Consider the following 25,508-nt stretch of genomic DNA (forward strand, 5'->3'; position numbering starts at 1 on the left):
GCTCACTGGATCAGGTTGCACGTTGGGCTACCAGTTGTTCGATGGCCTCCGTCACAGACAATCCTTGATCACGCAGACGTTTGATCGCCTCGTAATCTTCAGCGCGTGTCGAATAAACCAGCATTGAGAAGGGATCGAGCAGGAGACGCCCAAGGCCGGACCCCATCGGCGAATGAATGTAGATTTCGGAGAAGTTTCCATGCTCGGTACTGACTGAGCCAAGCTGGCGTTTCAGCCACTCGTCGAGGGAGAGCTTCCCTTCCTTGCCCAGCCGCTCGATGTTCTCCGCTTTCTGGCGCAGCAAGAACAGCCAGTCGGCATTGTTAATGGCGGCCTTGGTCGCTTCGTTCTTGTAGTAGTCGTCGACCGACTGGGTGATCGTGCCGAAGGCTCCGCCATACTTGCGGGCGCGCCGATAGCCGGCCTCGATAAAGCTGCCGCTTGACCCCGAGCCCATCAAATCCCAGCTTTCGTCGATGATGACCAGCTTGCGCCGAGATCGGTCGCGGTACATCTCCTGGGTGATCCGGTACATGATGAGTTGCATCACCACCGATTGCAGATCTTTCTTGGACTTCAGTTCCTCCAGTTCGAGCACGACGAAATCCTTGTCGAACTGAATGTTGGCATCGCCCTCGAAGTAACTCGCATACACACCGTGGCGGGTATAAGGTTCCAGCGCCGTCGCCAAACGACTCAGATCCCGCTCGTATTCGCCTTCGCTGGAAAGGCGACCGGTCTGGAGCAGCTCGTAGATATCGGTGATCGTGGCCGAGCGCCCTTTGGCATCCCAGACGCGCTTGATGGCGGAACCCAGCGCCGTATAGCCGTAGTTGTCGAGCGGTTCGCGCGGACTGGCCATCTGCGCCAGCAGCGGCAAAACCATCTCCATGTCGGCGTTGATATCGATGATCATGGAGAACGGGTTGAGGCAGATCGTGTTCTGTCGCTCGTCGGAGAATTCGATGAACTCGCCGTCCAGCAATTCGCACAGGTTCTTGTAGGAACGACCAACGTCAATGATCCAGACCTTCGCGCCTGCGCCTAGGTAGCGATAAGTCATTTCATTGACGAACACCGACTTGCCGGAACCAGAGAGCGCCGCGACGGCAAAGTTGAAATTGCCGCCCGTGTTGTCGAACAGATCGAAGCCAATGATCTGGCCGCGTCGCCCGAACAGGGTCATGACCGGCGTTTGCGTACCCTTCCACTCGGCGATCAACGGCGATGTCATCACCGCGTTGTCGGCAGTTTTGGTATTGATTCGTCCGAACTGACGCAGGTCGCTTTGTAGTGCCGGGGTCAGTGTCATCGGCATGGTTGCAGTCAGCGCCTGATGCTGGAGGTAAAAATCCTTGGTCAGGTCAAAGCCGCGGGCACGCCAGACGGCACGCACGGAATGCTCGCAGCGCGAAGCTTCCGCCACCCGCGAAACCAGGCACACCTGGTGATACATCCCGACCACGGTGCGCCCGCTGTCGAACGTCTTCAGCACCATGTCCCAGTCGCGTTTGCGTTCCTGAAGATCGGGCTGGAAATGAGCGAGATAGGAGCCTGCACTCTGGGTCGCCCGCGCGGCCTTCATCTGCGCCCGGGTACGTGCCGACTCGTAGTCCAGCGCCACGGCTCCCATGGTGATGATGAAGGGACAGGGCATCGCCAGAGCCAACTGGTAGGGATCGCCGATCAGATAGTTCATGCCTGACAGTCGGAAGTACCGTGGGTACTGGCGCACCGAAAACAGCTGCAGGACGGACTCATCTCCGCCGGCCTTACGAAAACGGATGTCGCTATCGCCCACCCGCGAAGCGATTTCCAGGTTGGAAATCTGCTTACGCAGCGGCTGATCAGCATTCCAGACGATTGGCGTCACTGCTCCCCCGGAATGCAGTCGTGAATGATCGAAGAAGTCCCCGACAAAATTGAGAAGTTCATCCGGACCCCAGTCCTGACCAGGCAAATGAGCTGACTTCAGGGTGGCGTGAATGCTTTCCCGAATGCGCAGGGCTTCATCCACATCGGCCGGTAGTTCGGGATCGAGCGGCAATGTGACCGAGATGACAGACCGAAAATCACGCAGCAAATAGGTCTGGTGGCCAAAGATCGATTCGCTCGTGCCTTTCAGGTAGTGATCGATCCGGCGGCGCGCCAGCAGGCGGAAGATGTTGCCGTGCCGACGCTGAATACCCTCGTCATCGGAATCAATCGCAGAGGCTGGTAGCAAGTTGGCCTGATTCTTCAGCGTGGGCAGGATGTGCGGACTGCCATACAACGAGACTTGAATACCGGTGCCAGGTGGACAGGACACGAAGAGACTGGCCAGAACCTTCTCCATTTCGTCATTGGCACCGGTCTGCGGCAGCGTCTCGATGCAAAAGCCGATGGCGTGTTCCTCACGCTCCCCAAAGCCTCCCTGATCCAGTGCGAAGAGTCGTGTGTCCTCCTGCCAGGCGAGATAGGGAAGAATTCCACTCAGGCGAGGCATCCGTGATATTTCCTGCAGCAGATGCCTTGGCAAACGATCGGCTTCCGCATCCCGTTCGGGCAAGAATGCCTCTCTCAAGATGTCAGCGAACCCCATTACTCCCCCTCGCCAGGGATGGACGGTAACGACCGCGCAGACGATCCGGGTGGTGCGGTCGGCGACATCGCGCCATTCGGTGGCGATGCACGCTCCATTTGCAGGGACTGTCCGCCCGTTGGTGGCGATTGCGGTGCGAACGTCTTCGGCGGCACGACCGGGCGGTAGCCTTCCGTCGCCTTGCGCCGAGAGTGCTCGATTTGCCAACGGCCGGAATCGACAACCATGTAGAAATAAGACTGATCGTGCAGCACTTCGTCGTCATCTTCCCATGGGGCCAGCCACACGCGACGCACCTTCTGAGCACTACGCAAGGGATCGCCGGAGCGCGGAGCCATCGCATCGATCCTGGCCTGAGCATTCAAGGCATTGACCGGTTTGACCGCAGGACGTTGCCCCGGCAGATTGTTCTGCACCGCATTGGCATAGACGCCAGATAGGGAGGCGCAGGAAATCCCGTCCGGCGCCTTGCAGGAAAAGCCTCCTTGTCCATCCAGGCCGGTCATGCCGGCACAGCCGGTCAGCCCGAGCATGAGCGGGACGAGCAGGGTCTGGCCGACGCTCATCGCCCAGCCTCCAGCAGCCACTGCTCGATGCGCTCCTTTGGTGCCGCGCCAGGCAGGATTCGTCCATCGGCGGACAGCAAGGTCGGCGTCCCCTGTATGCCCAGACGCTGGCCGAGCTGAATGTTCCGTTCGATTGGGTGATCACACTTGCGGCTGGCTGGCGCCTTACCCGATTTCATCAACTCCGCCCACGCCTGCGCGCGATTCGCCGCGCACCAGACGGCGATCGACTTGTCCCTGGCCTCGGGGTGCAAACCTTCGAGCGGATAGGGGAAGGTATAGAGCGTGACGTTATCGAGCTTGTCGAGTTCCGATTCCAGGCGTCGACAATATGGGCAATCCGGATCAGAGAACACCGCCAGCACCCGTTCGCCCTTGCCACGCACGATCTTGATGGCGTCCGCCAGCGGCAATTCGCCAAATACAACTCGCGCTGCCTTCTCCACTCGTTCTGCCGTCAGATCGCGCTGTTCCTTCATGTCGAACAGGTGCCCGAAAACGAAATAGCGGCCGGTCGCGTCGGTGTATGCCGCGTTCTTGCCCATCACGACTTCAAACAACGACGGGATTTCAGAGCGCTGCACCCGCTCGATCTTGGTGGCCGGATACATCTCCTTGAGACGGATCGAGAGTGCCTCGGCAGACTCATCGGCCGCCATGGTGGTCGGGCTGGCGACGGCAAGAATGAGGCCGAGTACAGCCATGGGTAATTTGATGCACATGTTGTCGTACTCCTGTTCGAGGTCAATTGGCTTGGTAGGGTTCAAGCGGCTTTTTCTGGATTTCCCTGCCGCGCCGCCAGATATCGGTGTAGGTATCGGGGTCTCTGCCTGCCGATTCGGTTTCCAACGAGAATCCCTTGGTGAACACCACATCCACGGTGCGCCCGGCATCGACTTCGATGATTGGGAACATCTTTTCCGCCAGCGTGATGTAGTACTGGGACAGGCGGTCCAAGGCCTTGCCGACTCCGGTACCGATACCGGCCTGGAACTGCTTGCCCGGATCGATGGTGCCGACGGAGCCCAGCGGATTGGTGGAGACCGTGGTTGCGCTTTGCTGAAAGGCTTGTCCGATGCCAGCGCCGATGCCGGCAACCAGCGCGTTGGCCAGCACCTGTCCCTGTTTGCTCACCAGACGGCCGCGCATCCCAGCTTTGCCATCCTCGCCGACGACATAGCCCTTTACCGGCACATCGATGGCCTTGCCATCGTGGCGGACGCAGGAAAGTGATTCGAGTCGGATATAGGCACGCTCCGAGCTGATGTCGCCATGGCTTGCACCCAATGCCAGGCATTCTTTGATCTTGAAGCGATAGCGATTGGGCAGGAAGGCGTTGTCCTGAACCCGCATCAGAATCGGGTGAGGATTGCTCTGCGCCTGCCCGCCGGTCGGCGCATCCAGTCCACCGAGTAGTGCTGCCCGGAAGAATGATCCCGAGGGCACATAACTGCGGGCGTCGCGTTTTGCATCTGCCTTGACTGTCGCTTCCGGAGGGGCCACGCGCGAATCGCTCACCTCAAAGGAGGCAATGCCAGGGGGGCGTGGCGGCGGTGGCGGTTCCGCAGCGCGGTCCTCCTTTGTGCCACTGAGCGAGGACGGCGTGGGCGGTGGCGGTAGCGGCAGCATGGATGCCTGTGCCGGCATCGGAACTGGCGGAGGCGGCAATGTCAGTACAGGCGGCGCAACGGTCACGGGTTTCTTGTCGATCGTATCGACCTGCTGGCGCAGGCCCTGGATCATGTCCTCCATTTGCCGCATCTGTTCCGCGCTCTTGCTCATCCAGATATCTCTTGGATCTGCCTGAGCACCCGGAGTGGCAATCGGCATCGGCTGCGGTCGTGCCGTGTTGCCCTGGGGGAGCTGCACTGGCTTGTCCCAGATGGCTACGCCGCCAAATACCAACAACAGGAAAGCGCCGATTCCCAACCCGAGGATCAGGTATTGCCGATGCTTTGGCGACAGGCGGGAAATCGCTCCGGCGAGTCTGGACGGCTGCGGATTAGCCATCGCGGCCCTCCAGTACCACCATAATCTGGGTCGATTCGCCAGGCTCCAGCTCCAGCGTCTCGACCATCACCGCGAGTACGCCACGGCGATAGAGTTCGCGCTCGTCAATCACCATCCGTTGCGTGGAAACATTGGTCAGCTGGTACTTTTCGCCGACGAGCGCGCCTTCCAGCGTACGCACCAGAACAAAGCGTGCCTCGTTCCAAAGCGGAACGATGTCCAGGACATCCTTGGCGATCATGTCCTCCGGCTCCGCATCCCGTACCAGGGCCAGCATGACGCGACGGATGGCGGCATTGCGCGATTCGTCGGCAGCAATCGCTTTGGGCTCCTGGCGCAGGCGGCTACGATCGCGGATCACGATCGTCTCGGCTGGTACATCGGCCACTTTGATATTCAGCTTCCAGTGTCGCCCGCCATCGTCGGCGACGAACAGGGTCAGAAAGGACTTGTCTGCGGCAGGCTTCACGTAGGCCACTCCGCTGTCCTTGTCCGGCGTCACCTGGAATTCCCCCTCGACGCCCTGGATGCGCCGAATCTTCCGGCCCTCGATCCGGATCAGGTTGGGTTCGCTACGTGACATCGTGGCGATGAGTCCATCGTCGGGACTGCCGTCCAGCGTTTGACCCGCTAGCACAGCCACGCTGACGTTAGCGAGGCACAGTGCCAGTAGCAGCGACTTGAGCATTGGTAATAGCGCCGGCGGTTCCGAACGGATCCTGATCGCTGGTTTCCTTGAACTCGGATACATGAAGTCTCCCGTTGAGGTAACGAAAGCCGATGACATAGGTGGTCTGCTTCTCGGCGGCTTTCTTGTCGCTGACCCAGGTTTGCAACACGCCCGAGAGCGCCACCTTCATGGCCGACTCGTCGACAGTCATGGCCTGCGTGGAGAACTGGGTCGAAGTGTTGTTCTTGCGGATGAAATCCGTCCGAGCGCCAAACTCGGCCTGTAGCCTGCCGTAGTCGCTGGGCGCGGTGTATTTGAGGAACTGGTCCTTCTGGTACTCGGCGACATGGGGCGTGATATTCAGTGCGAGCCCGGCGTACCAGTACGACATTTCCTTCAGATACTCCACGGAAACCTTCTGCCCGCTCACCCAGAAGGATTGGTGAATTTCAGGGGGGACAAGAATCGTCCGCTCCGAACCGGCCACGGTGAGCGAAGCCCCAGCATTTGCCAGCAGCGCCAGAACCAGGCCGGCGAGCGCGATTCTCATGAACAAGATCTCGTTGCGCTGGTTGTCCCGCTCGGCGGTGAATTTGCTGAACTTCATGGGTCAGCCCAGAAAGAACCGATAGTGCGAAGGCGGTGTCGCTCGGGCACGAATCACGATCCAACTGGGCAGCCACCAATACAGGGCGTGCAGCGCGAACTTCGGATGCTTGCCCGTCTTGATACGCCCGTATTGCCAGGCGACCACACCGCCGAAGACCATCCCGGCGACCATCGCCCCGGAAACGACGCCCATGCCCATGACCAGCAGGAACAGGATCGCCTGGTCGAAATCCCACCACAGGAAGCGCTCCTGCGCTTCCAGGGATTTGGGGATGTAGCCGATCTCGTCCATGCCTTGACCAGCCTCAAATCGTCGCGGTCAGGATGCCCGAGGCGATCGTCGGGGCGTACTGGAGGAACACCGCGAAACCGATGCCCGACAAGATGGCGATCGGATTCAGCCGCGCCAAAGAAAACAGTGCGCCAAGACCGATAGCGGCGACTGCGGCGGCCTTTCCGAAGTAGCCCTGGACGAGGCCGGTGAGCCAGGTGTAGAGGCTCTGGAATTCCGTTCCGGTGGTACCCGCCATGGCGCCTGTAGCCGCGACCAGCAACATGAGCGCGAGCGCGCCCTTCAACGCATTACGACTGCTTTGCATAACTTGCCCCTTGAAGATCGATAAAACACTTGATGAGCCAGCCGAGGCCCAACCCCACCGAAATACCACCCAGATGGGCTTCAAACCCGTTCTCGATGGGCGAGCCTGGCGCGAGGATGCCGATGGCGATGAATCCGCCGGCGATGGCGATGTCGCGGATAAATCCGCGGGTACGAGGTAACTTCACTTCATTGCACTCCCTTGTTGTTACTGCTGCTGACCACATCCCGCTTTGCAACGAGATGCACCAAACGGATTTCCGCGCGCCGGTTCTGACGGCGGGCTGCTTCGGTACGAGAACTCTCGACGTAGCAACACATGCCCGCAGCTTCCACCTTGACCGGTGCCGAAATTCCGTGTCGGACGAGCCAATCCCTGACGGTGTCGGCACGTTGCCTCGCCAGACGATCATTGAACGCTCGGGTGCCAACGTCATCGGTGCGACCGACGACTTCGATACGGATCGATTTCTTTGCATCAGGCAGAAGAGCATTCATCTTCCTTGCCCCTGCCTCGGTCAGATGACTCTTTCCAAAATCGAAGTTGATGACATGCTCATCGGTCTGCTCACTTGTCAGCGGCGACGAAAGTGCCGGATCAAGTGGTGGTTGCGGCGAAACGCTGGTCGCATTTCTGGATCGCTCGATGACGGCCAAAGTCTTTTGGGTGGGACGGGGACAATTTGCCCCTGCGCACGTCGCGAATTGGCGATCTATCCAGCCAATGCCATGACGGATCTGGTCCGATGCCGGAAGTTCGGGTGCAGTACTACAGCCCGCCAGGGCGAATACCGATCCGATGCCCAGCATGCGCATCAGGATCGCCATGAGATGAGTCGTGCCGCTACCCGATGGGAATAGGCGTTACGCTTGGCCGGTGAGCGTGCGTTATAGGCCCCTATTGCCTCCCAACCGTATCCATGCCGGCGAATGTTTTGCGCAAGTATCCAGGCGCCAACATAAGTGTTGAGGCAGGGATCAAGCAGCTTCTGTCGATCGATTCCGAAGGCGGCAAGAGTCTCCAGCCATCGACTGTTGATTTGCATGTGACCGAGATCTTCACTGCCGTCCCGGTTCAAATTCCGCGCCAGGGGATTTCCGCCGGACTCGACGGTCGAAATAGCTTCCAGCAATGCTGGAGCAACGCCATAGCGCGCCCCGGCCTGTTCAAAACAATGGGCTTGGCTTGAAAGCGAAAACAGCAGAAAGTAGGCTGCGACCAGAATGCGATTCATGGCCCGCATGGTAGGGAGCCATCAGCTGGCTGCGCGGCCGAAATGTGACCTTTATGGGCGTATTTCGAAAGTCAACGACCGTTGAATGATCGTAGTGAAGCAAATCGGCATTAGCAGCGCGTCATCGATTCACAATCGCTTCTGTAGGTTGCTCACCCACAGCCAAAGCGAATAAGACAGAGACACCGTCAGCACAGGGGCAATCAGGGCTGGAAGCGGAACCGGAATCAACAACCAGCAGGAGAGCCCCACCAGTGCAACCCACATCACGCGAATACCCAACTTGTGCCGGACTGGGCTTTGGGCAACAAAGGAGAACTTGCGTATCTCCCGAATGTAATGTCCATCCAGATAGGCAACGATGGCAAGCGGAATACCTGGGACAAGCCACCCGATCAACACATGCAACCGGTACATCAATAGACCTATCCATAGCCAGGTCGCTTCGATACGCGAGCGCATCCATTGACTGAGACTCGCGTTCCCCAAGGGTCCTTTCCCCATGGATTCCGCTTCGGCCAGAAAGTCCTGAAAATCCTTCACCATCGAATCGTTGAGACCACGGACAGCCTGACCATAGACCACGTGCTCACTTTCACCTGCAAGGGCATATACCTCGCCACGCTCCTTCATCCAAGCCGACCGAATTGCGGCGGGAGAAATGACGACCCACGTGGCCACGACGACAATGAAAACGCCAATAGCCAGTACCGTAGCAACCCCGGAGTCATTTCTCCGAGCCATTAACGCTCCGTAACCAGAATCGGGATACGCCCTTTCAAGGTTCGACCACCTGACAATCGAGCAATGAAATGCAAGGGCGGCAACTCCCCCAGCATGGCCGCGGGAAACAAGTCGGCCTCCTCTTCGAGAATCTGTTCCTGATACGACGCGCTGTATTCGTCGTGAATATGCGTGTCCACATTGTGACCGTAGCGCAGCGCCATCGACCGCACCTTGGTCTGTGGCATGCCTTCGGCGATGTACTTTTGTGTCTCTGAATCGAGTACCCGCAAGGCGATCTTGTTGTTGGTGTTGGCCAATACCTGGCGAGCCTTGTTCTCATCGCCGAGGCGGCTGGCAAAGTCGGCAAAGGTCTGTGTCGCTATCGTTACCCGGAAGTCCGCACCCCCGCCCTTGTTCATGAGCTGGATCGCCGGCTGATTGAGAACCTCGGCCGCCTCGTCAATGAATAGATTTACCGGCGTCAGCGTATCAATCCCGTAGTTGTAGCGATCCCCCGCCACAGCGGCAAGATCAGCCAGCATGATGGAACCGATGGCGCTACCAACCGTCGAATCCGCCAGAGAGTCGAGACCGATATAGACCACCTTGTTGCCGCAAATTATCTTGGACATGTCGGTCACAAGGCGTTCATGACCAGGCTCGAAATCCGGCGACAGCAGCTCCTGCAACGGATCGCTGGTAAGCATTGAGAGAATCGGGATCAAGGATGCCACCATCTTTTGAAAGTGATCCCGGTTGTGCTCGTAGGTCGAGATCAGGCCGTCCAGGTCAACCGACTGGGCTTCATGGATGGCGACCTCTTGGTAGAAGGCCACATAGGCCTGGAGCAAGCGGTCCTTGTACTTCCGAATGTAGGACGAGGCACGTGACTCCCAATCCCGGACATGCGCCACAAAATGGACTTTAAGCGCTCGTTGTAGAAGACTTTCCGGCCCACCTTCCACGTAGCGCCGAAGCTGGACCAGATTGGGACGATGGCCAGTGGCAATCATGCCGTTAGTGATGTCGTTCAACACCTTCCAGCCGAATGCAGTGAAGGGGTCGGCGCCGGTTTCGGAAGGAATCAGTGCGGCGACGCGGCTGGCCAACTCAGTCTTGCGGTTCCAGTTGCGCAGCGGGTCAATGCACGCTGATCGGTCTGGGTGCGCCGGATGGAAATAGACGAAGCGATCACCCTCTCCACTGGCATCGCAGGCAGCACGTGCATTCTGGGCGAGACCATGATCCCCTTTGGGGTCGATGATGATCACGGTTTCACCGCGGAAGATTGCCTGGGCGATCAAAATGTCGAACAGGCGAGTCTTGCCGACCCGAGTGCTACCAACGATCAGGCTATGGCCCACCAGGTTTGCCAACTCGGAATAAATATCCTGCTCGGGGGCAAGGCCATGAACCCAATAGGAACCTTCTGCGTGCTGAGCGGCCGTTCCAAGTGTGCGAACCACCCCCATCGACATCAAGGTGTGCAGTTTTGTTGCTTCGATATCGGTCCAAGGAAAACCACGCCCCAACCAATACGACTTCGATGCGATGGCCTGTCGAGATTTGCACTGCAAGGCTTCCAGATCGATAAATTCCTTACCGAAAAATTTCAGACGTCGATCTTCGACATTCCGGCGGTAGGCCTGAAAACTGCGTACCGCTGCACCGGCTAGGCAGCCGATACCAAGCACCATACCAAATCCCCGGAAGATCGGCGCCACAGCGGTCAGGAGAAAAATCGCAACTGCGCCAATAGTCCAGACTACCGCCATGCGTGCTTCGAAGTTCGGACGCCATGGGACTTCAAACTGGTAGGGAGAGGATGCATTGGCCATTATTTTTGACCATTCCCGTTCAGCGCCATGCTCCCGCGCCGTCTTGGGAAGCTTGGGAAATGAGGTGCATGACCGCAATTCCCGACCAGATTGCTACCGGCCATTCTGTCACCGGCATCCAAGTCGACAGGATCAATCCCGCCTGGATCATGATCGAAAGGAGACCCAGTGCGAACGCCAAACGCCGGTTGATTGCGCCGGCTTGCCGCGACGACCAAAGGAGAATCACGAGCCAGGAAACGGTAACAATGGCAGCGGTCAAGAGCTCATGTCCGCGCGAAAATTGCTCTGCCATCCCGCCAAGGAATACCAGGATCAACACAATGCCGAGAAAACTCCTGGAATCTGGCATCGACTTCCAGTCGCCGCGCAGTCGCAGAAGATTCCACCCATGCCAACACAGTGTTGCCATCATCCCTGGTTTCGTCAGACTCATCATGATCTCCTTGCTTAGAATTCGTTAAGCCCCGTATCGTGGAGCAAGCGATGCGATCAGACCCGATGGAGGCACCGTATAGCGTGCGGTCAAGTCCTCGCATTGCCGGTGTTGATTGCGAGGCACCGCCGGCCGACCTCGGGCGGATATCCCCGATGTCTGTCGAGGTGAAAACCTACCGCCTGAAATTCATCTTACGGATTTCCCAAAATATGCAACATCCGAAATCGATCCGAATCGGTCACATTTCGAATGGCGGTTATCCACAGGTCGCCCGCCGATACAGAAGTTATCCACGTGAAATCTGTCTCACCGCCTAATTCAGCTAGATACTCGACTGGGTGGGGCATCTCCGGCGCCACGACATTTTTCCCACGTGAAATCTGTCCCGCGACCATGTGACATCTGTCCCCGGATTACGTGACAACTGTCCCGGCCATCGGCGGGAATCCCTTACGGGACAAGGCATACAGCCTTGCCTCAAGTAGTTGCTTGTAGGTTTACAAGTAAATTGCAAGTAGTTCCCAATCATTTTCTGTGGAAAAGTCATCAAAGACCGGCATGGAGGAAGGCCCCCACGATCCCAGCAGGACTAGACCGAAAATCTGTCGTCAGAGTCTGGATAGTTTGGCGGCACCGGTATGCCGGGTATGCAACCGACTTGCGCCCACAAACAGACCGGCATCCTGTGGCGTGGCATTGGCTTCTGGATAGAACAACTGCGCCTCCTTCAAGCGAAGAAGAAACCGCTTTTTGAAATCGATCAATCCTCGCGGGCTGTCGCCATAGTCCGCGCCGAATTGAAGCTTCAAGGCTGACCACGGAATCATCACGCCAGGCCGATTTTTGACTCGCAACAGAAATATTCGATAGACCAGCCAGGAATAGATATCCATTGCCAACGGCGATTTCGACAGAGCACGCAACACACGCATGTCGATCGGTACGGGAGAGTCAGTAATGTTCTTGAAAAATGAATTCGACAATCGCAAGCTGCTTTCCCATAGCATCCGATCATCGGGCCGGTGAGGATCCCAGAGCACAAATGCCTCATCCGCGATGGGCATGTTCTTGAGTCCGTACCGTCCCTCGATTTGGTACGTGATGGACAGCATGGACGAAAACAGTTTCAGCGATTGTGTGCGCAGGCGAATACAGTCCCGACCGTCCGTGCGCATTCCAAGTTTTCTGAGAAATTCATTCTGACTTCGACCAAGTCCCAGCACGGGCGACTTGGTTCGCACCGCCTCGGTACATATCCACGCAAGCAGTAGTCTCGGCACCGTCCCGAAAGGCAATCCGAATTTCGGGTTGGCGATGATCGACAGCGACACGGCCCCGCTGGAGCGTTCGAAGTACGGAACACCGGGATCGCTATGTGGCAAGGTTGTTTGCACCAATGCCTGTCCCAGAAATCCAATGGACTCGGCATCGCTTTCACCGGCAGCAATGTCGGAGGCAAGCCCGATCAACTTATGGACCCGTTCCGAGCCTGTCATGGAAAATCTATGGCTCGCAACGGTAGGTGAATCCTCATGCAGCAGAAATTGAAAATGGACATGGGAAGAAGGACATCGAAATCGTCCCCATGCTTGTAGCAGCACGGAAAGTTCACCGGCGACCGAAATGCGCCCTTCCTGGTCGCAATTTGAAATAGGGCCGGGTTCCGGTATCCAACGATGTCCAAAGAAATCTCAGGCGACTATTTCCACCTGAACCCACCTCATCACCTCTCCTTGTGCCGTCTGTACTTGATTTGCCACCAGCAGGATTGGTCCGTCGGGTGCCAATGCGGTCGCAAGCGGGTGCTTGAGACCATCTGCCCAGCCGCCATGAAGGCCCATACGCTGTTCCTGTTCCGCTCTCTCGATCAGATCGCAAACATCGTCCAGAGACAGCTCTTTCAGCGTAATGCCAACAGTCAACGATGCCAGCATGCGCAAGTCGAACGTATCGGTCACAAGATATCGTGGCTGCATGTTCATGCTGCGTCCTCCTCTGGCAGCGACTCTCCGGTGCAATCGGCCAAATAGCGCTCCATTCGCCCGAGGATCACGAGCATCGAGGAACAGTAATGTGCCTGACGGCGGAGCGATGCCGCTTCGGTCTCCACCTCCATAACCCGCTCACGGCTCCACTCAGGCGCGAACTTGAACAGGTCGCCCATGTCATAGCTATAGACGAGATCGGTGCCGCGCTTGTTCTTGTTGCGCTTGCGAATGTAGTGATGCTCTGTGCTTCGATTGCCCTTGGCATCGCGCTTCCATACCCGTTGATACCATTCCAGCATGAGCGTATTCTGCTTAAGCTGAACGCGATACTTCAGGGTGTTTTGGTCGTCCCAGCCCTTTCGCAGGGAATTTCCCTCTACGGTAAAAAGCTCAAATCTGACCGCCGTGTTGGAGGCTTGATCGAACAGATCACCAATGTAGTTTTTGAGTATCGTTCGAACCTGCCCGAGTCGTTCATCCATACCATCTCTCCAAGCTTTAAGCTCCGGTTGCATCCCCCGCACAATCCACAGCGGGGCTTTCGACCTGTTTCTCGCCACGCCGAGAATTGGATCGCCCGTTGAATCCATCGGGAAGTACGCCGGACCCGGCATTCGGGGCAATCTGGCGTCGTTTGCGCCCGTCGTACCAGTGAAACCACAGCAAGCCCAGACATGACGCTGGAACCCTTGTTGTTCCGGATTCAACGGACGCCATCGTAAAAAGCATCCGTGTCTCTGGGCGTTCGAAATGTGACCTTTTTGGACGCATTTCAAAATCCACAGCTACAGAGCGCGCCATAGGATCAGGTGCTCTGGCGGTGCACTCGCGATATGCACTATCGCAATCCCAGGCATTACGTCCTGTCTCGGGGTGCCCTGCAGTGCTACTGCCAGGTCTCATGACCCAATGTCGGGCATGACAGCCACTGAAGTGCTACGGGAGAGAACCTGAAATGAATGTGCTCGGAATCGATATTGGCTATTCCAATCTCAAGCTGGCGTTTGGTAAGGCGGGCCACAATCCACAAGTTCTGTTGCGCCCTGCCGGTGCGGCACCAGCAGACCGTTTGGGCGAGAAAATTTCCGGCAAGGCAGAAGATGACTTTCTGCGCGTGATGGTCAACGGCAACCCGTTCGTTGCAGGACTATCGCCGGACCGTGCCGAATTGTGGAGTCGCGAACTTCATGAAGATTACCCATCGACAGAGTCGTATCGCGCACTCTTCCATGCCGGATTGCTGCTTTCTGAACTCGATCAGGTAGACATGCTCGTCACTGGCCTACCCGTCAATCAGTACTTGAACCCGGACCTCCGCGAACGGCTTCAATCGCAGATGCAGGGAGAACACCAGGTCACCCCGCGCCGACGGATCACCGTCCAACAAGTCAAAGTGGTGCCGCAGCCGGTAGGAGGATTTGTCGATCATGTCTGGAACTTGACTGACGCATCCGAGTTTGAAGAGTCGCGAGTCCTGGTGGTCGATCCAGGTTTCTTCTCCGTTGACTGGGTGCTGATCAGCCATGGAGAGCTACGTCGCCAATCCTGTGGCACCAGTCTCGAAGCATCTTCCGTCATCCTGGATGAAGCAGCGAAGCTCGTCGCCAATGACTTCGGGGGAAACATTGGACGCGAGCGGCTTGAAAACGCCATCAGGCAAAATCAGACTGAGGTTCGATTGTTTGGAGAGCGAATCGATTTCGCCTCCTACCTCAAAAAAGCTGCCGAAAAAGTGGGGCCGATTGTGGCCACACGACTACGGGAATCTCTGCGCAAAGAAAACGCAGGTGCCGACATCGTACTGTTGGTCGGTGGCGGCGCAGGATTCTTCGAGCCATCGGTGAAGGAAGCGTTTCCTAACCTCAAGGTCTCCACATCTGATCTGCCAGTCTTTGCCAATGCCCGCGGCTTCTGGCGGATAGGAGCCTGAGATGTCCTCGATCAGGGTCGTCGTCAAAATCCCGACCAGTATTTATCCTGAACTCGTTGCAGATCTATCGAATGTTCAACTCCGAGACCGGGCCGAGCGACTTCGGATACTGGCTTTGCTCGGACTCAGAGATGTACAAAGACTGCCGCCACCGTCGGTCCGAGAACCTCCAGCAACCGAGGACGTTTCAAACCTGGATCAAAAGGTAACGGCGAACAAGCTGATACAGCGGCTCAAGGGCAGTTTGTAATTTGCCGCTCTGCTACCGACTGATGCCCTGATCATCTTTTGCTGCTTAACTCGCAGTATGGGCAGTATCTGGCATGAAATTCGTTGATATCGAAGATGTAGTAGGTCTGGCAGCGACCGCATCTCCGCCACTCAACGATCTTGGCACGAACGTCTCGCACGGCAAAATAGGCGGCATTGATGTCGATTTCCCGATGCGCGATACGCAGATGCACCTCCCTCGCCCGTAACAGCATCGAGGCAGAAACCTTACTGTCATCGGCGCCACCAAGGCGTTGATACACTGCTGCGAAACTCGCCAGTTCTGCCGCCGAGAGGGCATCGACGATGAAAGGTCGAACCGACTCAGGGAGCCTGCCGTTTGGCGGGCTTTCGGCATGAATCACACGCCAGCGAAGCCGGAGTGGCTTGATATGAATCTGGGTCAGATGATTCACGATCGGTAGCCTGAGCTTCAGCCTGACCAGCTCATGGGCTATCCGATGATTTTCCAACTCCTCAGGGGAAAGTAGCGCCGCCACGACTATTGCCTGCCAGCGTTGCCTCGGCGTACGTACTTCGAGCATCTCGTGGCAGTTGCAATAACCTGGTGAATACCGGATCGGAGAACCGCAAGGTATAGAGCGAGACACCGACTGTCTCAGCCAACTCTTCGATCTCTTCCATATCCAGGGTGGCAATCTTGTCGATGACGGGCTTTGATAGACCTGTCATCAATTCGGCGGCATCGCTGTCGTTGGCCATTTGACGGGTCAGGAGGAGAAGCTGCCGGTTGATTTTGAGGATGTCACGCTGTTCCATAATAAAAATTCCGATGAATGGTCACGAGTGCGCATTTTATATTACAATTATCACCAATGTAACCGCCGAGTGGAATAAATTATGACGACTACGATGGAAGCAACGCTCCTTGGGCAAAACCCCGTCGCGGAGATTCTGGAAGCGCTGATGGACAAGCACAGCCTGAATCAGACTGACCTAGCGCATCGTTCAGGAGTCTCACAGCCTGCGATCAATCGCATCCTCAAGGAGCGCAGCAAGGCCAAGAAACCTCGCCGCGAGACTTTGGAGAAAATCGGCGGTGTGCTGGGCGTCACGCCTGAGCAGCTCACTGGGCAAGACCCTATTTCAGTCCGCTTGTTCGACAAGGGCGCCGTACCCATCGGACGCTGGGAAACGTTGACCCACACCCCGTACTCGGGAGACATTCCACCGGGCCGAGCTTTGATTTGCCCGATACCCCATAGCGACATGAGCTTCGCTCTACCGGTTATTGGGGAAGCCATGGTGGGTGAAGACGGCTATCGGGAAGGTGAAGTGATTTTTGTTGATCCGGCCGTAAAACCCACGCACGGTTGTGATGTTGTTGCGGTCAGTCCGAAAGCCGGGCTATTCAGGCGATTCGTCGAGACACCGGAAGGTCAGTTTCTCAAGGCACTGAACCCGTGTTGGCCCAACCCAATCCTACCGCTCACATCAGACATCATCCTGATGGGAACGGTGATTTTTTCCGGCCGAATTCGTTAGCCATTACGATAGCGTATCGTATATGTAATACTCTATTACAAATAAAATGGCCCTGCACACCAATTGGTGTGCAGGGCCAAGTTTTCTAAATCAGTCCCCGTTCTGCAAAGGACATGACCGAGGCATCGGTCACAATGAAGTGATCGAGCACCTTGACGTCGATCAGCGCAAGCGCCTGACGTAGCTGCTGCGTCAACATCTCATCGGCTCGTGATGGCTCAGCGCTGCCACTGGGGTGGTTATGCGCAACGATCACCGCCGACGCATTCAGTTTCAAACCGACACGCACCATTTCGCGCGGATACACCGATGTTTGCGTAGTCGTACCACGAAACATTTCCATACTTGCGATCAACCGGTTCTGGGCATCGAGCCATAGTGCAACGAAGCTCTCATACTCCTGACCACCTAGAAACAATCTCAAGTAGCTTTTCACGGCATCGGGAGATGCCAGAGAGTCCGAAGGTTCCCTTAAAGTTTCCTCCAGCGCACGTCGCAGCAGTTCCCGTGCAGCAAGCAGCCGGTCGGAAACGGCATACGCCGGAATCTCCTCGGCAATACCGGGAACGGTTGCCGGGAAATTTCGCCGCAGGCCGAACAGCTCAGCCAGCGAATGATTGAGACAATTGGCCGCCGACGATCCGAGCAGGATGTCCAGTAGCTCACGGTTGGTTTGGTTCATCATCTTGGGTGCCTCCAAAGAAATGCAGGACGGCCCCTCCCCATGCGGGCGATGAGTCGCCCCGCGGGGTGGAATGAATGGATTCGGATTACTGCAATACGCTCGCTTCGTCAGCGGCTTTTCCGGCAACAAGGATCTTCTGGCTTGCGCTGAAAATCCGTTGCGCCGACTTCTCCGGCAATACATCGCCATCGAGCCAGGACTGGATGTAGCCTCGCGACTCATCGCGTCCGGGCATTTCGAGGATGGAACACAGCAGGAAGGCCACGCCCTCCGCCTCGACCTCCTGAATGCTTCTCGGGATCGTCGCGGCGTCATGGCAATCGCCTTCTTCGGTATGGCCAAGCACCACATGCGCCATTTCGTGAAACCGGGTCTTGTGCGGATACTCGGCAATCGGGCTCACGGCAATTCGCCGTTTAACCGCATAGCCCTGCACATTCCCGTCCATGAGTTCGAATGGCTCCTGCGAGATACCGAGTTCCGCCAAGGCAACTCCGGCATTCCACTGTGGCGATTCGATAGCTTCGACGTAATCTTCGCCTTCGGTCTGATCCAGGCTGAACCAGCGTGGTGCCAACCTGAATAGCGTCAGCAACCGACTGTTTTCTTCCATCGATCCGTCGTCGGACTCCGAGTCACGGCGTTTGACCGTGATCGGCATCCAGAGCGACAACGCCTTCTGACCCTTGGTGACGGAGCGCCCCAGTTCCTTCCAGCGGAGGAAACTGGCGATTGGTGCCATGGGCAGATCGCGCTCTTGCAACTGAATGGCCGCCAGAATCTGGTTGCCGATGCTGAAGCGATGGAACCGGCCATAAGCGGCACTGACGATTCCGGGCTCCGAGAGCGCCTGCGTGAGCAGGGGTGCAAACTTATCATGCATGATGCCTCCAAAGAAAAATGGGGAAGCACCGTCCCCGTCGGGGAGCAATGCATTCCCCGTGGGATGAAGTTTCCGGTCGAAACCGGATGACTGATGGAATGTCCGATGGACTTCCGGTTCTGCGACTGCTACTTCCTTCTTGCCGACCACACCGACAGGGCAAACTCTTTCGCCTCAACCGCATGCGGCCCAAGGAATTCGCTGGGCTTGCCTTCGATCTTGAAGAAGAGTCGTCGGCCAACCACTGCAATGTGCTGCCGTGCGCCGCAATCGGAGTCGAAGCGCGCGCGCAGGAATTGCCGATAATCGCCTTGCCATCCTGCAGGCGGGGCAAACGCGCCCTGCCCACCCGACATGGTGTCGATCAGACTGAAATCGATAACGCCGTACATGACCGTTCTCCTAGGCGGCTTGATGCAGCGCTTGTTCCACGCTGACCAAGGCGGGAAATCCCGCTTTACCCTCAAGAACGAACACGTCCAGCCAGTCGATTCCCTTCTTGCCTTCCGGGATCTCCATGGCCGGTGCAATGGCGCCGGCACGGATACCCAGGGACCACAGCCGTTTGACCAGCTCACGCGCCGCTTCCTGCCCGTGACCGGATGGATGTTGGCGTGAGGGCCGGTCCTTGTCGGCAAAGACCAGAATCTGGTCGATCCCGGCCGGTGGCTGGAACGTCGCCAGCAGATGCGCGTTACCGGTGGCCCAAGCGGATATGCCCGTAGCCTCGGTGACGGCAAGTGCCGTCTCGATCCCCTCGGTGACTGCCAGGCGATGATTCGCCGGCACCAGTCGAATAGCGCCCCCGGTCATTTGACGCGCCAAGGGATGGCGCATCAGCTTCTTGGGGGAATCGACCGGCGCCTTGCGGCCCTCGGCGGTGAGATAGGTACGGTGGATGGTGACTGCATCGCCACCTTGCCCCGTCACTTGCGCAATCAGGGTCGGATAGTCGGCAAGGCGCCGGTTGTCTTCGTAGTATCCGAGTGCTGCATGAAACCGCAGCGTCTCGGGCACCTTGACCGACAGACCGCGACGAGCCAAATACAACCGTGCCGGCTCGGCGCTCGGGTGGGACAAAGCCACAGACTCCCGCCAGGTGCGATTCAGCTGCTCCCGGCGCATCTCATCCTCGGATTTATCCGCCGCCGAATTGGCACTGCGCGACCGGCTGCCGACCTGTTCCGCCACTTCGCGGATCGTCTGGCCAAAATCCCAGCCATTGATCCACATCAGCAGCGCAAACCCGTTGGCAAAACTGCCGCAGGTATTGCAAATGCCTCCCCCCGTATCGGCGACATCCCGAAACAGGCGAAAGCCATCCCGACCGCCGTGAACCGGACAAGGCACATGCTTGCCTGTCCGTTCCATCGCGGCTTTCAGCGGTGGCGCGAGAGCTAGCAGAACCCGCTCCCAGCGACCACGCGCATCTTCCTTGACTTGCTGCGTCTCGTACTCGTGCTTCATTGTCGATACCTCCATGTAACAACTCCGTGTGGAAATCTCCGCGCGGCATGGAGCGATCCCGTCCGGGAATGGCTCCCCGGCGGGGTTGATGAATGCTGTTTGTTTTCTCGTGGCCAGCTACCACGCGTCCGTCCAATGCCTTACGGCGTCAGACTGAATCCCATGTTCAGGCTTTGCACAGCAGGCTCGGAATACGCACCTAACCTGTTCTGAAAAACCCCGGCGCACAGAACGTGCGCGCCGGGCAAGAGGACACAGGAGGGAGGAAACTGGATGCGATGCTACGCACCCGATCACCCTCTCGGATTTTGAAATGCGCCCTTTTGGGCTCGACTTCGGCTGTTCGCTGAAACACTTCCATGCAGTGCAAGACAGGTATGTCCGCCGTCACCCATTTGGGCAACAGCGGCACACCCTAACAACACCTTCACGCGACTTCGGTTTCCGCTTCCATCGCGCCGGCATTGCCCTTGTCGAGATCGAGACTGGCATTGATCTCGCGTTGGCGCACCAGCAGTTGCGTCAATCGATCTTCCTTATCGAAGGGCTTGGATATCTCGCCTAGGATGTCGGCCAGGCGCTTTTCTGCCCGTGCCAGATCCTCATGGACTTCCGCCAGCCTGCCTTCCAGCGCATTGGCTACGTTTTCGATCACCCTGACCATCCCAATGGGATTATCGGAATGATGTGCCACGTAGGCTCGCCGCTTTTTCAGCAGAAAGCTCGGTCCATCGGCTGCCGCCGTCGGTATCGATACCGCCAGATCGAAGCCGGCAAACTGCCCGACGACGATCTCCCCCGCCGACGTTTTCCAGTTCCCGATCTTCCGGGTTCTAGCTTTGGCTTCGACGTAATACCGGACAAGCACTTCGCCTGCTTCGGCACGTTCGACAAAATGCTGCCCGTCGATCACCATGCAAAAGCGTTGGCCACGCACATCCATCCGATCAGCAATGTCCGCTTCGATCGCCTCGATCCGTTGCCGGAGTTTCTCGATGCGACCGGGCAAGGTGGCCGACTCCCTCTGGTTTGACCATCGCTGGTTGTCCCATTGGGATTTGAGCAAGGACAGCTTGGCGACCTCGGCATCGATGCCAGCCTTTTCCATGACCAGCGGATTGCCCGACGCCAGTGCCTTCACTTCGGCATAGGACAGCGCCGCCAGTTCCACATCCTCCGCGCTACGCATCCCGGTATCCCCACGCATCACCTGGGCGATGAAACGTGCCTTGGTTTCGAGGGTCTGCCAGATGTAGGCGTCGAACGATGCCTCTGTCACGTAACGGACGATACGCACTTCCTCATTCAGGTTGCCCTGACGAATAATGCGTCCCTCCCGTTGCTCGACGTCGGACGGACGCCATGGCGCATCCAGATGATGCAATGCCGCCAGACGCGTCTGGATATTGGTGCCTACCCCCATTTTCAGGGTGCTGCCCAACAGAACGCGAATCCGCCCTTCCCGCACGGCCTTGAACAACTCGGCCTTCGCGGTATCGCTCTCGAAGTCATGAATGAAGGCGATTTCCGTTCCCGGAACCCCCATCTCCACGAGCTTCGCCCGTATGACGTGATAGACACTGAACCGTCCATCGTCCGTTGGCGTACTCAGATCACAAAACACGGCCTGAGTGCCTCGGAATGCCGTCGTATCGCGCCAGATGCCATGAATCCGCTCGGCGCACAGGCTCACTTTCCCATCCGCTGCCTCCGGCTCACGAGGAGTCACCAGCCGCATGTCCAGCGCGGCCTTGCGGCCATCGTTGGTTACCGCCAGCATGTTGTCCTCGTTGGGCGACACCGTACCGTTGCGAATGGCTTCGGCACGTTCCACCAGCGTTGCCACAAACGCCTTCAGGGCCGCCGTGGGTTTCGCTGTCACCGTCTCCAAATGGAAACGCGGCACCGGTAGCTTCAACATGTCCGCCGTTCGAATGTCCGCCACTTCGCGGAACATCGTCATCAGCTCGGGCAGATTCACGAAGCGGGCGAACCGCGTGTTCATGCGGTATCCCCCGCCATCGGGCGACAACTCCAAGGCCGTCACCGACTCGCCGAAATTGCCCGCCCAGGTATCGAACTGCGCCACATGATTCCCCCGCAGCGTCGCGGGTTGCAGATAGCGTTGCATGGTCCACATCTCCGCCATCGAGTTCGATACCGGCGTTCCTGTTGCGAACACCACCCCCGACCGGCCACCATGCTTGTCCATCACATGCCGCGTCTTCACGAACATATCGAAGGCACGTTCCGAGTTGGCATTGGGCAGTCCTGCGACCCGTGCCATCTTTGTGAACCGGTAGAGGTTCTTGAAGTAGTGCGCCTCGTCGATGAACAGGAAATCGACGCCCAGTTCCTCGAAGGTGAGCATGTCATCCTTCTTCGACTTCGCCGCCAGCTTCTCCAACCGCGCGAGCCAGCTCTTCTTGGCCCGCTCCAGCTCCTTGACGATCCGATTCCCTCGCTTCTGTGATTTCGAGGCCCGAATGGCACACTCGATCTCATAGACACGCGCTTCGATGAACGTGGTCATGGCCTCGTCGCTCATCTTGATCCTCTCGAAGGAGGCGTGGGTAATCAGCACGCCATCCCAATCCCCAGTGGCGATTCGTGACAACAATGTCCGGCGTTTGTCGCCGACCAGGTCGTCCTTGCTCGCCATCAGGATATTGGCCCCGGGATAGGCTCGCAAAAACTCCGCCGCAAACTGCTCCAGCATGTGGTTTGGCACCACATAGCACGGCTTGCTGGCCATTCCCAGACGCCTCAACTCCATACCGCCACAGATCATCGTCAGAGTTTTGCCAGCACCGACCACATGGGCCAGCAAGGTATTCACCCCGCCCGACACGATGCGCCAGATGGCGTCCTTCTGATGCCGATGAAGGTTGAACACTTCGGAGAAGCCCGGCAGAGCCAGGCCCGACCCATCAAACTCCCGCAAGCGCACAGAATTAAATTGGTCGTTGTACAGCCTGACCAAGCGCTCACAACGATTCGCATCGGCAAACACCCAGGCACCAAATGCTTCCTTGAGCGCCTGCTGCTTCTCACGTGCGGCAATGGTTTCCTCCGTGTTCACGAAGTACCGGTCTGTCACCGGATCGCGATCCCGAATCGTTGGCACCATCTGGTTCAGCGTCACGACAAACAACTCGCCTGCCGAGATACGTCCGGTACCGAAGGTTTGGGTCGATGCGACCGACCGTTCACCTTGCCAGGGCACATCGATGTTCCACGCCCCGGCTTCCGCACAGAACTCCACCGTGCATCCCTCGCACTCCAGCAACTGATCGAGGAATTCGGCATAGTCCCTCGCCGGTATCCAGGTCGATCCGATCCGGGCATCGATTTCTCCCGGCCCCAGATCAGCAGGCACCACCGCTTTCAAGGCATCCACATTGCGAACAAATTCTCCGCCCGCTGCTTCTGCCATTTCCAGCTTGCTGCGCACGTTCCCGGCCAGGTAAGCATCCGCGGTTTCCCACTGCGATGTTTCCGGATTCAGGAAGATCAGACCGCGATCCGCCATGTCCGGGAGGAACGCCGATGACGCCTGCCCAAGCAGGGATGCCATCAACGCAACATCCACACATCCCCGCTCATGCAGCGACACCAACAGGGCCTCTTCCGGCGTATTGCAGCGGTCGACCTTGCGGACGACCCCCACGGTCCGACGGAAGAACACATCGGCCTTTTCCGCCACGCCGCCCTCCGGATCGTAACTCTCCAGAGACAACAGCAATGGCAGGTCTGGGTCTCCCTTGAACGCCAGCTTGTTGGCCTTGGCATGCAGATAGCCATGCCGCGCCACAAAGCCGTCATAGGCCATGTTGAGCATCATGCGGTAACTACCAAGACGGCTATCGTCATCCGTGAGATGCTGGACATGCAGCAATTTTCTCGCCGCATCACGAATCGCCATCATGCCGACGATGCGCTTGGCAGCCGTTGCCGATACCGTTCCCTCGATGACCAGCAGCTCCTGGCCTTCCGAAACAGCCAAACGGCCATCGTCGGTGAGGCAGAATGCGCCCGGCTTCACGAACTCCGGCGCCGCGGCATGAATGTCGCGCTGCGGCTTGCCACTGGGCTGGGAATTTCTCTCCACCCGTGGGTGATGAACACCCTCTGGCAACCGCGCAATCCGTTCCCGTAAAGCAGTGCCGATATCGCCATCGAAAATGGCGGCATTCGACAAGCCATAGCCATTCGACTTCTGTCCCATGCGCCCGATCAGCATCTCCGGGTTCTGGACATACCAGTTCGAGACATACAAACGGCGGGAGCCATCGCACATCGCATAGGGCGCTTCGACCACGCTGATCCAGTCGTCGGTGGCCTTTTCGCCTGCCCCCAACTTCTGGAGAAAGACGATGTCGGTCGTGACGTCGGTATTTGCGATCTGCGAAAACGTCCCGGACGGCAGACGGATCGCCCCCAGCAGCTTTGCCTGCGAAGCCATATGGCGCCGCGCCCGGTCTTCCCACTTGTCCAACGTTCCGGCCGACGTGATGAACGCCACCAGACCACCCGGACGGGTCACTTCCAGGGCTCGCCCGAAGAAGTAATCGTGGATCAGGAAGTTTGCATAAGGCACGTTCCGATCGTCCGGCACCTGATAGTTCCCGAACGGAACATTCGAGATCACCAGATCGAACCAGTCTTTGGGCAATCGCGCCTTCTCGAAGCCCACCGTCAAGGTACGAACCCCGTGTTGCCCATACAGGCGCGACAGCATCCGTGACGACAGACGGTCGATTTCGATGGCCGTGATTTCCGATACTTCGGCCAGTTCCTTTGGCATGGCACCGATGAAATACCCGGTACCTGCCGAGGGATCGAGGACGCGACCGCCCCGAAATCCGAGTCGGCGCACCGCCTCCCAGATAGCATCGATCACGAACACTGCCGTGTAATGGGCATTGACCACACTCCCCTTGGCGCTCGTGTAATCCTCGCCCAACAGGTCCGGCAATGACTCGGCTCTCGCCCGCCACGCTGGATCGTCCTGCTCAGGATTGAATGCTTTGGGAAGCCCGCCCCACCCCGTATAACGATTGAGAACGGATCGCTCTTCGTCAGTCGGGAATCGGTTTTCGGCATCCAGCAACGACAACACTGCGATCGCCGCCAGATTCGCCTCGAACTTCCCGACCTCCCCACGCAACATCGCATGCGGAGAGCCATCCAGCGCGGGCCATACCGATCGGATAGGCTTGAGTGCCGGAACGTCGGCCGCCACCTCGATAACCCGTTCTGCGATGTCGCCCGAACTTCCCTCGTCGATGACCGGAACGGCGTCATGTACTTCGTTGACTAAGGGAAAGGCGATAATTTCCGCCGTGCTTCTTGCCTCCGACAATGGATCGTCCGGGGCAAATCCGGGAAGCCACATAGTGACCTCCGCAAGTTTCTTGAGTTTCATGCGGTTCTCCTGAAAAGCCGGAGACACGCTCCCCCTCCGGGGTGTGTCCCCGGAAGGGTTGAGAAACTTTGGTGGATCG

General features: G+C 57.8%; 26 protein-coding genes. 2 read left to right on the forward strand and 24 right to left on the reverse strand.

What is annotated here, in order from left to right; translation table 11 throughout:
* Nucleotides 1–10: 10 nt before the first annotated feature.
* The 17 genes from traC to mobI form a co-directional block, all read right to left on the reverse strand.
* Nucleotides 11–2,581 (reverse strand): type IV secretion system protein TraC, encoded by a 2,571-nt coding sequence (gene traC / locus B9N43_RS06410; protein ID WP_145841480.1) that lies wholly within the window; start codon nucleotides 2,579–2,581, stop codon nucleotides 11–13.
* Nucleotides 2,581–3,147: a TraV family lipoprotein gene (locus B9N43_RS06415; protein WP_145841481.1), complete on the reverse strand. Its 567-nt coding sequence runs from the start codon at nucleotides 3,145–3,147 to the stop codon at nucleotides 2,581–2,583. Before B9N43_RS06415 ends, traC begins: the two co-directional genes overlap by 1 nt.
* Nucleotides 3,144–3,914, reverse strand: coding sequence for a DsbC family protein (locus tag B9N43_RS06420; protein WP_261379403.1), 771 nt, complete (start codon nucleotides 3,912–3,914; stop codon nucleotides 3,144–3,146). The genes B9N43_RS06415 and B9N43_RS06420 overlap by 4 nt, the downstream gene beginning before the upstream one ends.
* Nucleotides 3,892–5,157, reverse strand: a complete 1,266-nt coding sequence (locus B9N43_RS06425) for a TraB/VirB10 family protein (RefSeq protein ID WP_145841482.1) — start codon at nucleotides 5,155–5,157, stop codon at nucleotides 3,892–3,894. The genes B9N43_RS06420 and B9N43_RS06425 overlap by 23 nt, the downstream gene beginning before the upstream one ends.
* Nucleotides 5,150–5,845 (reverse strand): type-F conjugative transfer system secretin TraK, encoded by a 696-nt coding sequence (locus tag B9N43_RS06430; protein ID WP_186454010.1) that lies wholly within the window; start codon nucleotides 5,843–5,845, stop codon nucleotides 5,150–5,152. The genes B9N43_RS06425 and B9N43_RS06430 overlap by 8 nt, the downstream gene beginning before the upstream one ends.
* Nucleotides 5,808–6,434, reverse strand: coding sequence for a type IV conjugative transfer system protein TraE (gene traE, locus B9N43_RS06435; RefSeq protein ID WP_145841484.1), 627 nt, complete (start codon nucleotides 6,432–6,434; stop codon nucleotides 5,808–5,810). The genes B9N43_RS06430 and traE overlap by 38 nt, the downstream gene beginning before the upstream one ends.
* A gap of 3 nt (nucleotides 6,435–6,437) precedes the next feature.
* A complete protein-coding gene (gene traL / locus B9N43_RS06440) occupies nucleotides 6,438–6,728 on the reverse strand; it encodes a type IV conjugative transfer system protein TraL (RefSeq protein ID WP_145841485.1) in 291 nt (96 codons plus the stop codon).
* Between the two features lie 13 nt (nucleotides 6,729–6,741).
* Nucleotides 6,742–7,035: a TraA family conjugative transfer protein gene (gene traA / locus B9N43_RS06445; RefSeq protein WP_145841486.1), complete on the reverse strand. Its 294-nt coding sequence runs from the start codon at nucleotides 7,033–7,035 to the stop codon at nucleotides 6,742–6,744.
* Nucleotides 7,019–7,222 (reverse strand): hypothetical protein, encoded by a 204-nt coding sequence (locus B9N43_RS06450; RefSeq protein ID WP_145768997.1) that lies wholly within the window; start codon nucleotides 7,220–7,222, stop codon nucleotides 7,019–7,021. The genes traA and B9N43_RS06450 overlap by 17 nt, the downstream gene beginning before the upstream one ends.
* A 1-nt stretch (nucleotide 7,223) precedes the next feature.
* Nucleotides 7,224–7,862 carry an OmpA family protein gene (locus B9N43_RS06455; RefSeq protein ID WP_145841487.1) on the reverse strand — a complete coding sequence of 213 codons (639 nt, stop codon included), beginning with the start codon at nucleotides 7,860–7,862 and terminating at the stop codon, nucleotides 7,224–7,226.
* Entirely contained in the window at nucleotides 7,850–8,269 is a 420-nt protein-coding gene (locus tag B9N43_RS06460; protein WP_261379404.1) for a lytic transglycosylase domain-containing protein, read from the reverse strand. The genes B9N43_RS06455 and B9N43_RS06460 overlap by 13 nt, the downstream gene beginning before the upstream one ends.
* 129 nt (nucleotides 8,270–8,398) lie before the next feature.
* Complete coding sequence (locus tag B9N43_RS06465) at nucleotides 8,399–9,013, reverse strand: DUF4400 domain-containing protein (protein WP_145841489.1); 615 nt, start codon at nucleotides 9,011–9,013, stop codon at nucleotides 8,399–8,401.
* Nucleotides 9,013–10,833 carry a conjugative transfer system coupling protein TraD gene (gene traD / locus B9N43_RS06470; protein ID WP_145841490.1) on the reverse strand — a complete coding sequence of 607 codons (1,821 nt, stop codon included), beginning with the start codon at nucleotides 10,831–10,833 and terminating at the stop codon, nucleotides 9,013–9,015. Before traD ends, B9N43_RS06465 begins: the two co-directional genes overlap by 1 nt.
* Nucleotides 10,834–10,852: 19 nt before the next feature.
* Entirely contained in the window at nucleotides 10,853–11,272 is a 420-nt protein-coding gene (locus B9N43_RS06475) for a hypothetical protein (protein ID WP_145841491.1), read from the reverse strand.
* Nucleotides 11,273–11,880: 608 nt separating this feature from the next.
* The gene (locus tag B9N43_RS06480) at nucleotides 11,881–12,768 is read right to left on the reverse strand and encodes a replication protein RepA (protein ID WP_145841492.1); all 888 of its coding nucleotides are present in this window, start codon (nucleotides 12,766–12,768) and stop codon (nucleotides 11,881–11,883) included.
* A 195-nt stretch (nucleotides 12,769–12,963) separates the two neighbouring features.
* The gene (locus B9N43_RS06485; protein ID WP_145841493.1) at nucleotides 12,964–13,254 is read right to left on the reverse strand and encodes a hypothetical protein; all 291 of its coding nucleotides are present in this window, start codon (nucleotides 13,252–13,254) and stop codon (nucleotides 12,964–12,966) included.
* Entirely contained in the window at nucleotides 13,251–13,742 is a 492-nt protein-coding gene (mobI, locus tag B9N43_RS06490; RefSeq protein ID WP_145841494.1) for a conjugative transfer protein MobI(A/C), read from the reverse strand. The genes B9N43_RS06485 and mobI overlap by 4 nt, the downstream gene beginning before the upstream one ends.
* Before the next feature lie 473 nt (nucleotides 13,743–14,215).
* On the opposite strand from mobI, the gene B9N43_RS06495 reads away from it, so the two are divergent.
* Nucleotides 14,216–15,190 carry a ParM/StbA family protein gene (locus B9N43_RS06495; protein WP_186454011.1) on the forward strand — a complete coding sequence of 325 codons (975 nt, stop codon included), beginning with the start codon at nucleotides 14,216–14,218 and terminating at the stop codon, nucleotides 15,188–15,190.
* Nucleotides 15,191–15,471: 281 nt separating this feature from the next.
* On the opposite strand, the gene B9N43_RS06500 is transcribed toward B9N43_RS06495, so the two are convergent.
* Both B9N43_RS06500 and B9N43_RS06505 read right to left on the reverse strand, forming a co-directional pair.
* Nucleotides 15,472–15,960, reverse strand: a complete 489-nt coding sequence (locus B9N43_RS06500) for a FlhC family transcriptional regulator (protein WP_186454012.1) — start codon at nucleotides 15,958–15,960, stop codon at nucleotides 15,472–15,474.
* A complete protein-coding gene (locus B9N43_RS06505) occupies nucleotides 15,938–16,240 on the reverse strand; it encodes a flagellar transcriptional regulator FlhD (protein ID WP_145841496.1) in 303 nt (100 codons plus the stop codon). Before B9N43_RS06505 ends, B9N43_RS06500 begins: the two co-directional genes overlap by 23 nt.
* Before the next feature lie 81 nt (nucleotides 16,241–16,321).
* On the opposite strand from B9N43_RS06505, the gene B9N43_RS06510 reads away from it, so the two are divergent.
* Nucleotides 16,322–16,966 (forward strand): LexA family protein, encoded by a 645-nt coding sequence (locus B9N43_RS06510; protein ID WP_145841497.1) that lies wholly within the window; start codon nucleotides 16,322–16,324, stop codon nucleotides 16,964–16,966.
* Nucleotides 16,967–17,051: 85 nt separating this feature from the next.
* Here B9N43_RS06510 and radC read toward each other — a convergent pair whose 3' ends face one another.
* From radC to B9N43_RS06535, 5 genes are all read right to left on the reverse strand, one after another.
* Nucleotides 17,052–17,651: a RadC family protein gene (radC, locus tag B9N43_RS06515; protein ID WP_145841498.1), complete on the reverse strand. Its 600-nt coding sequence runs from the start codon at nucleotides 17,649–17,651 to the stop codon at nucleotides 17,052–17,054.
* A gap of 85 nt (nucleotides 17,652–17,736) precedes the next feature.
* On the reverse strand, nucleotides 17,737–18,534 hold the full coding sequence (locus tag B9N43_RS06520; RefSeq protein WP_145841499.1) for an ArdC-like ssDNA-binding domain-containing protein: 798 nt from the start codon (nucleotides 18,532–18,534) through the stop codon (nucleotides 17,737–17,739).
* 128 nt (nucleotides 18,535–18,662) lie between these two features.
* Nucleotides 18,663–18,926, reverse strand: coding sequence for a hypothetical protein (locus B9N43_RS06525; RefSeq protein ID WP_145841500.1), 264 nt, complete (start codon nucleotides 18,924–18,926; stop codon nucleotides 18,663–18,665).
* Between the two features lie 10 nt (nucleotides 18,927–18,936).
* Nucleotides 18,937–20,001: a toprim domain-containing protein gene (locus B9N43_RS06530; RefSeq protein ID WP_186454013.1), complete on the reverse strand. Its 1,065-nt coding sequence runs from the start codon at nucleotides 19,999–20,001 to the stop codon at nucleotides 18,937–18,939.
* A 427-nt stretch (nucleotides 20,002–20,428) separates the two neighbouring features.
* Nucleotides 20,429–25,429 carry a DEAD/DEAH box helicase family protein gene (locus B9N43_RS06535; RefSeq protein ID WP_145841502.1) on the reverse strand — a complete coding sequence of 1,667 codons (5,001 nt, stop codon included), beginning with the start codon at nucleotides 25,427–25,429 and terminating at the stop codon, nucleotides 20,429–20,431.
* Nucleotides 25,430–25,508 lie beyond the last annotated feature (79 nt).

The organism is Denitratisoma sp. DHT3 (assembly GCF_007833355.1).
GTDB lineage: Bacteria > Pseudomonadota > Gammaproteobacteria > Burkholderiales > Rhodocyclaceae > Denitratisoma.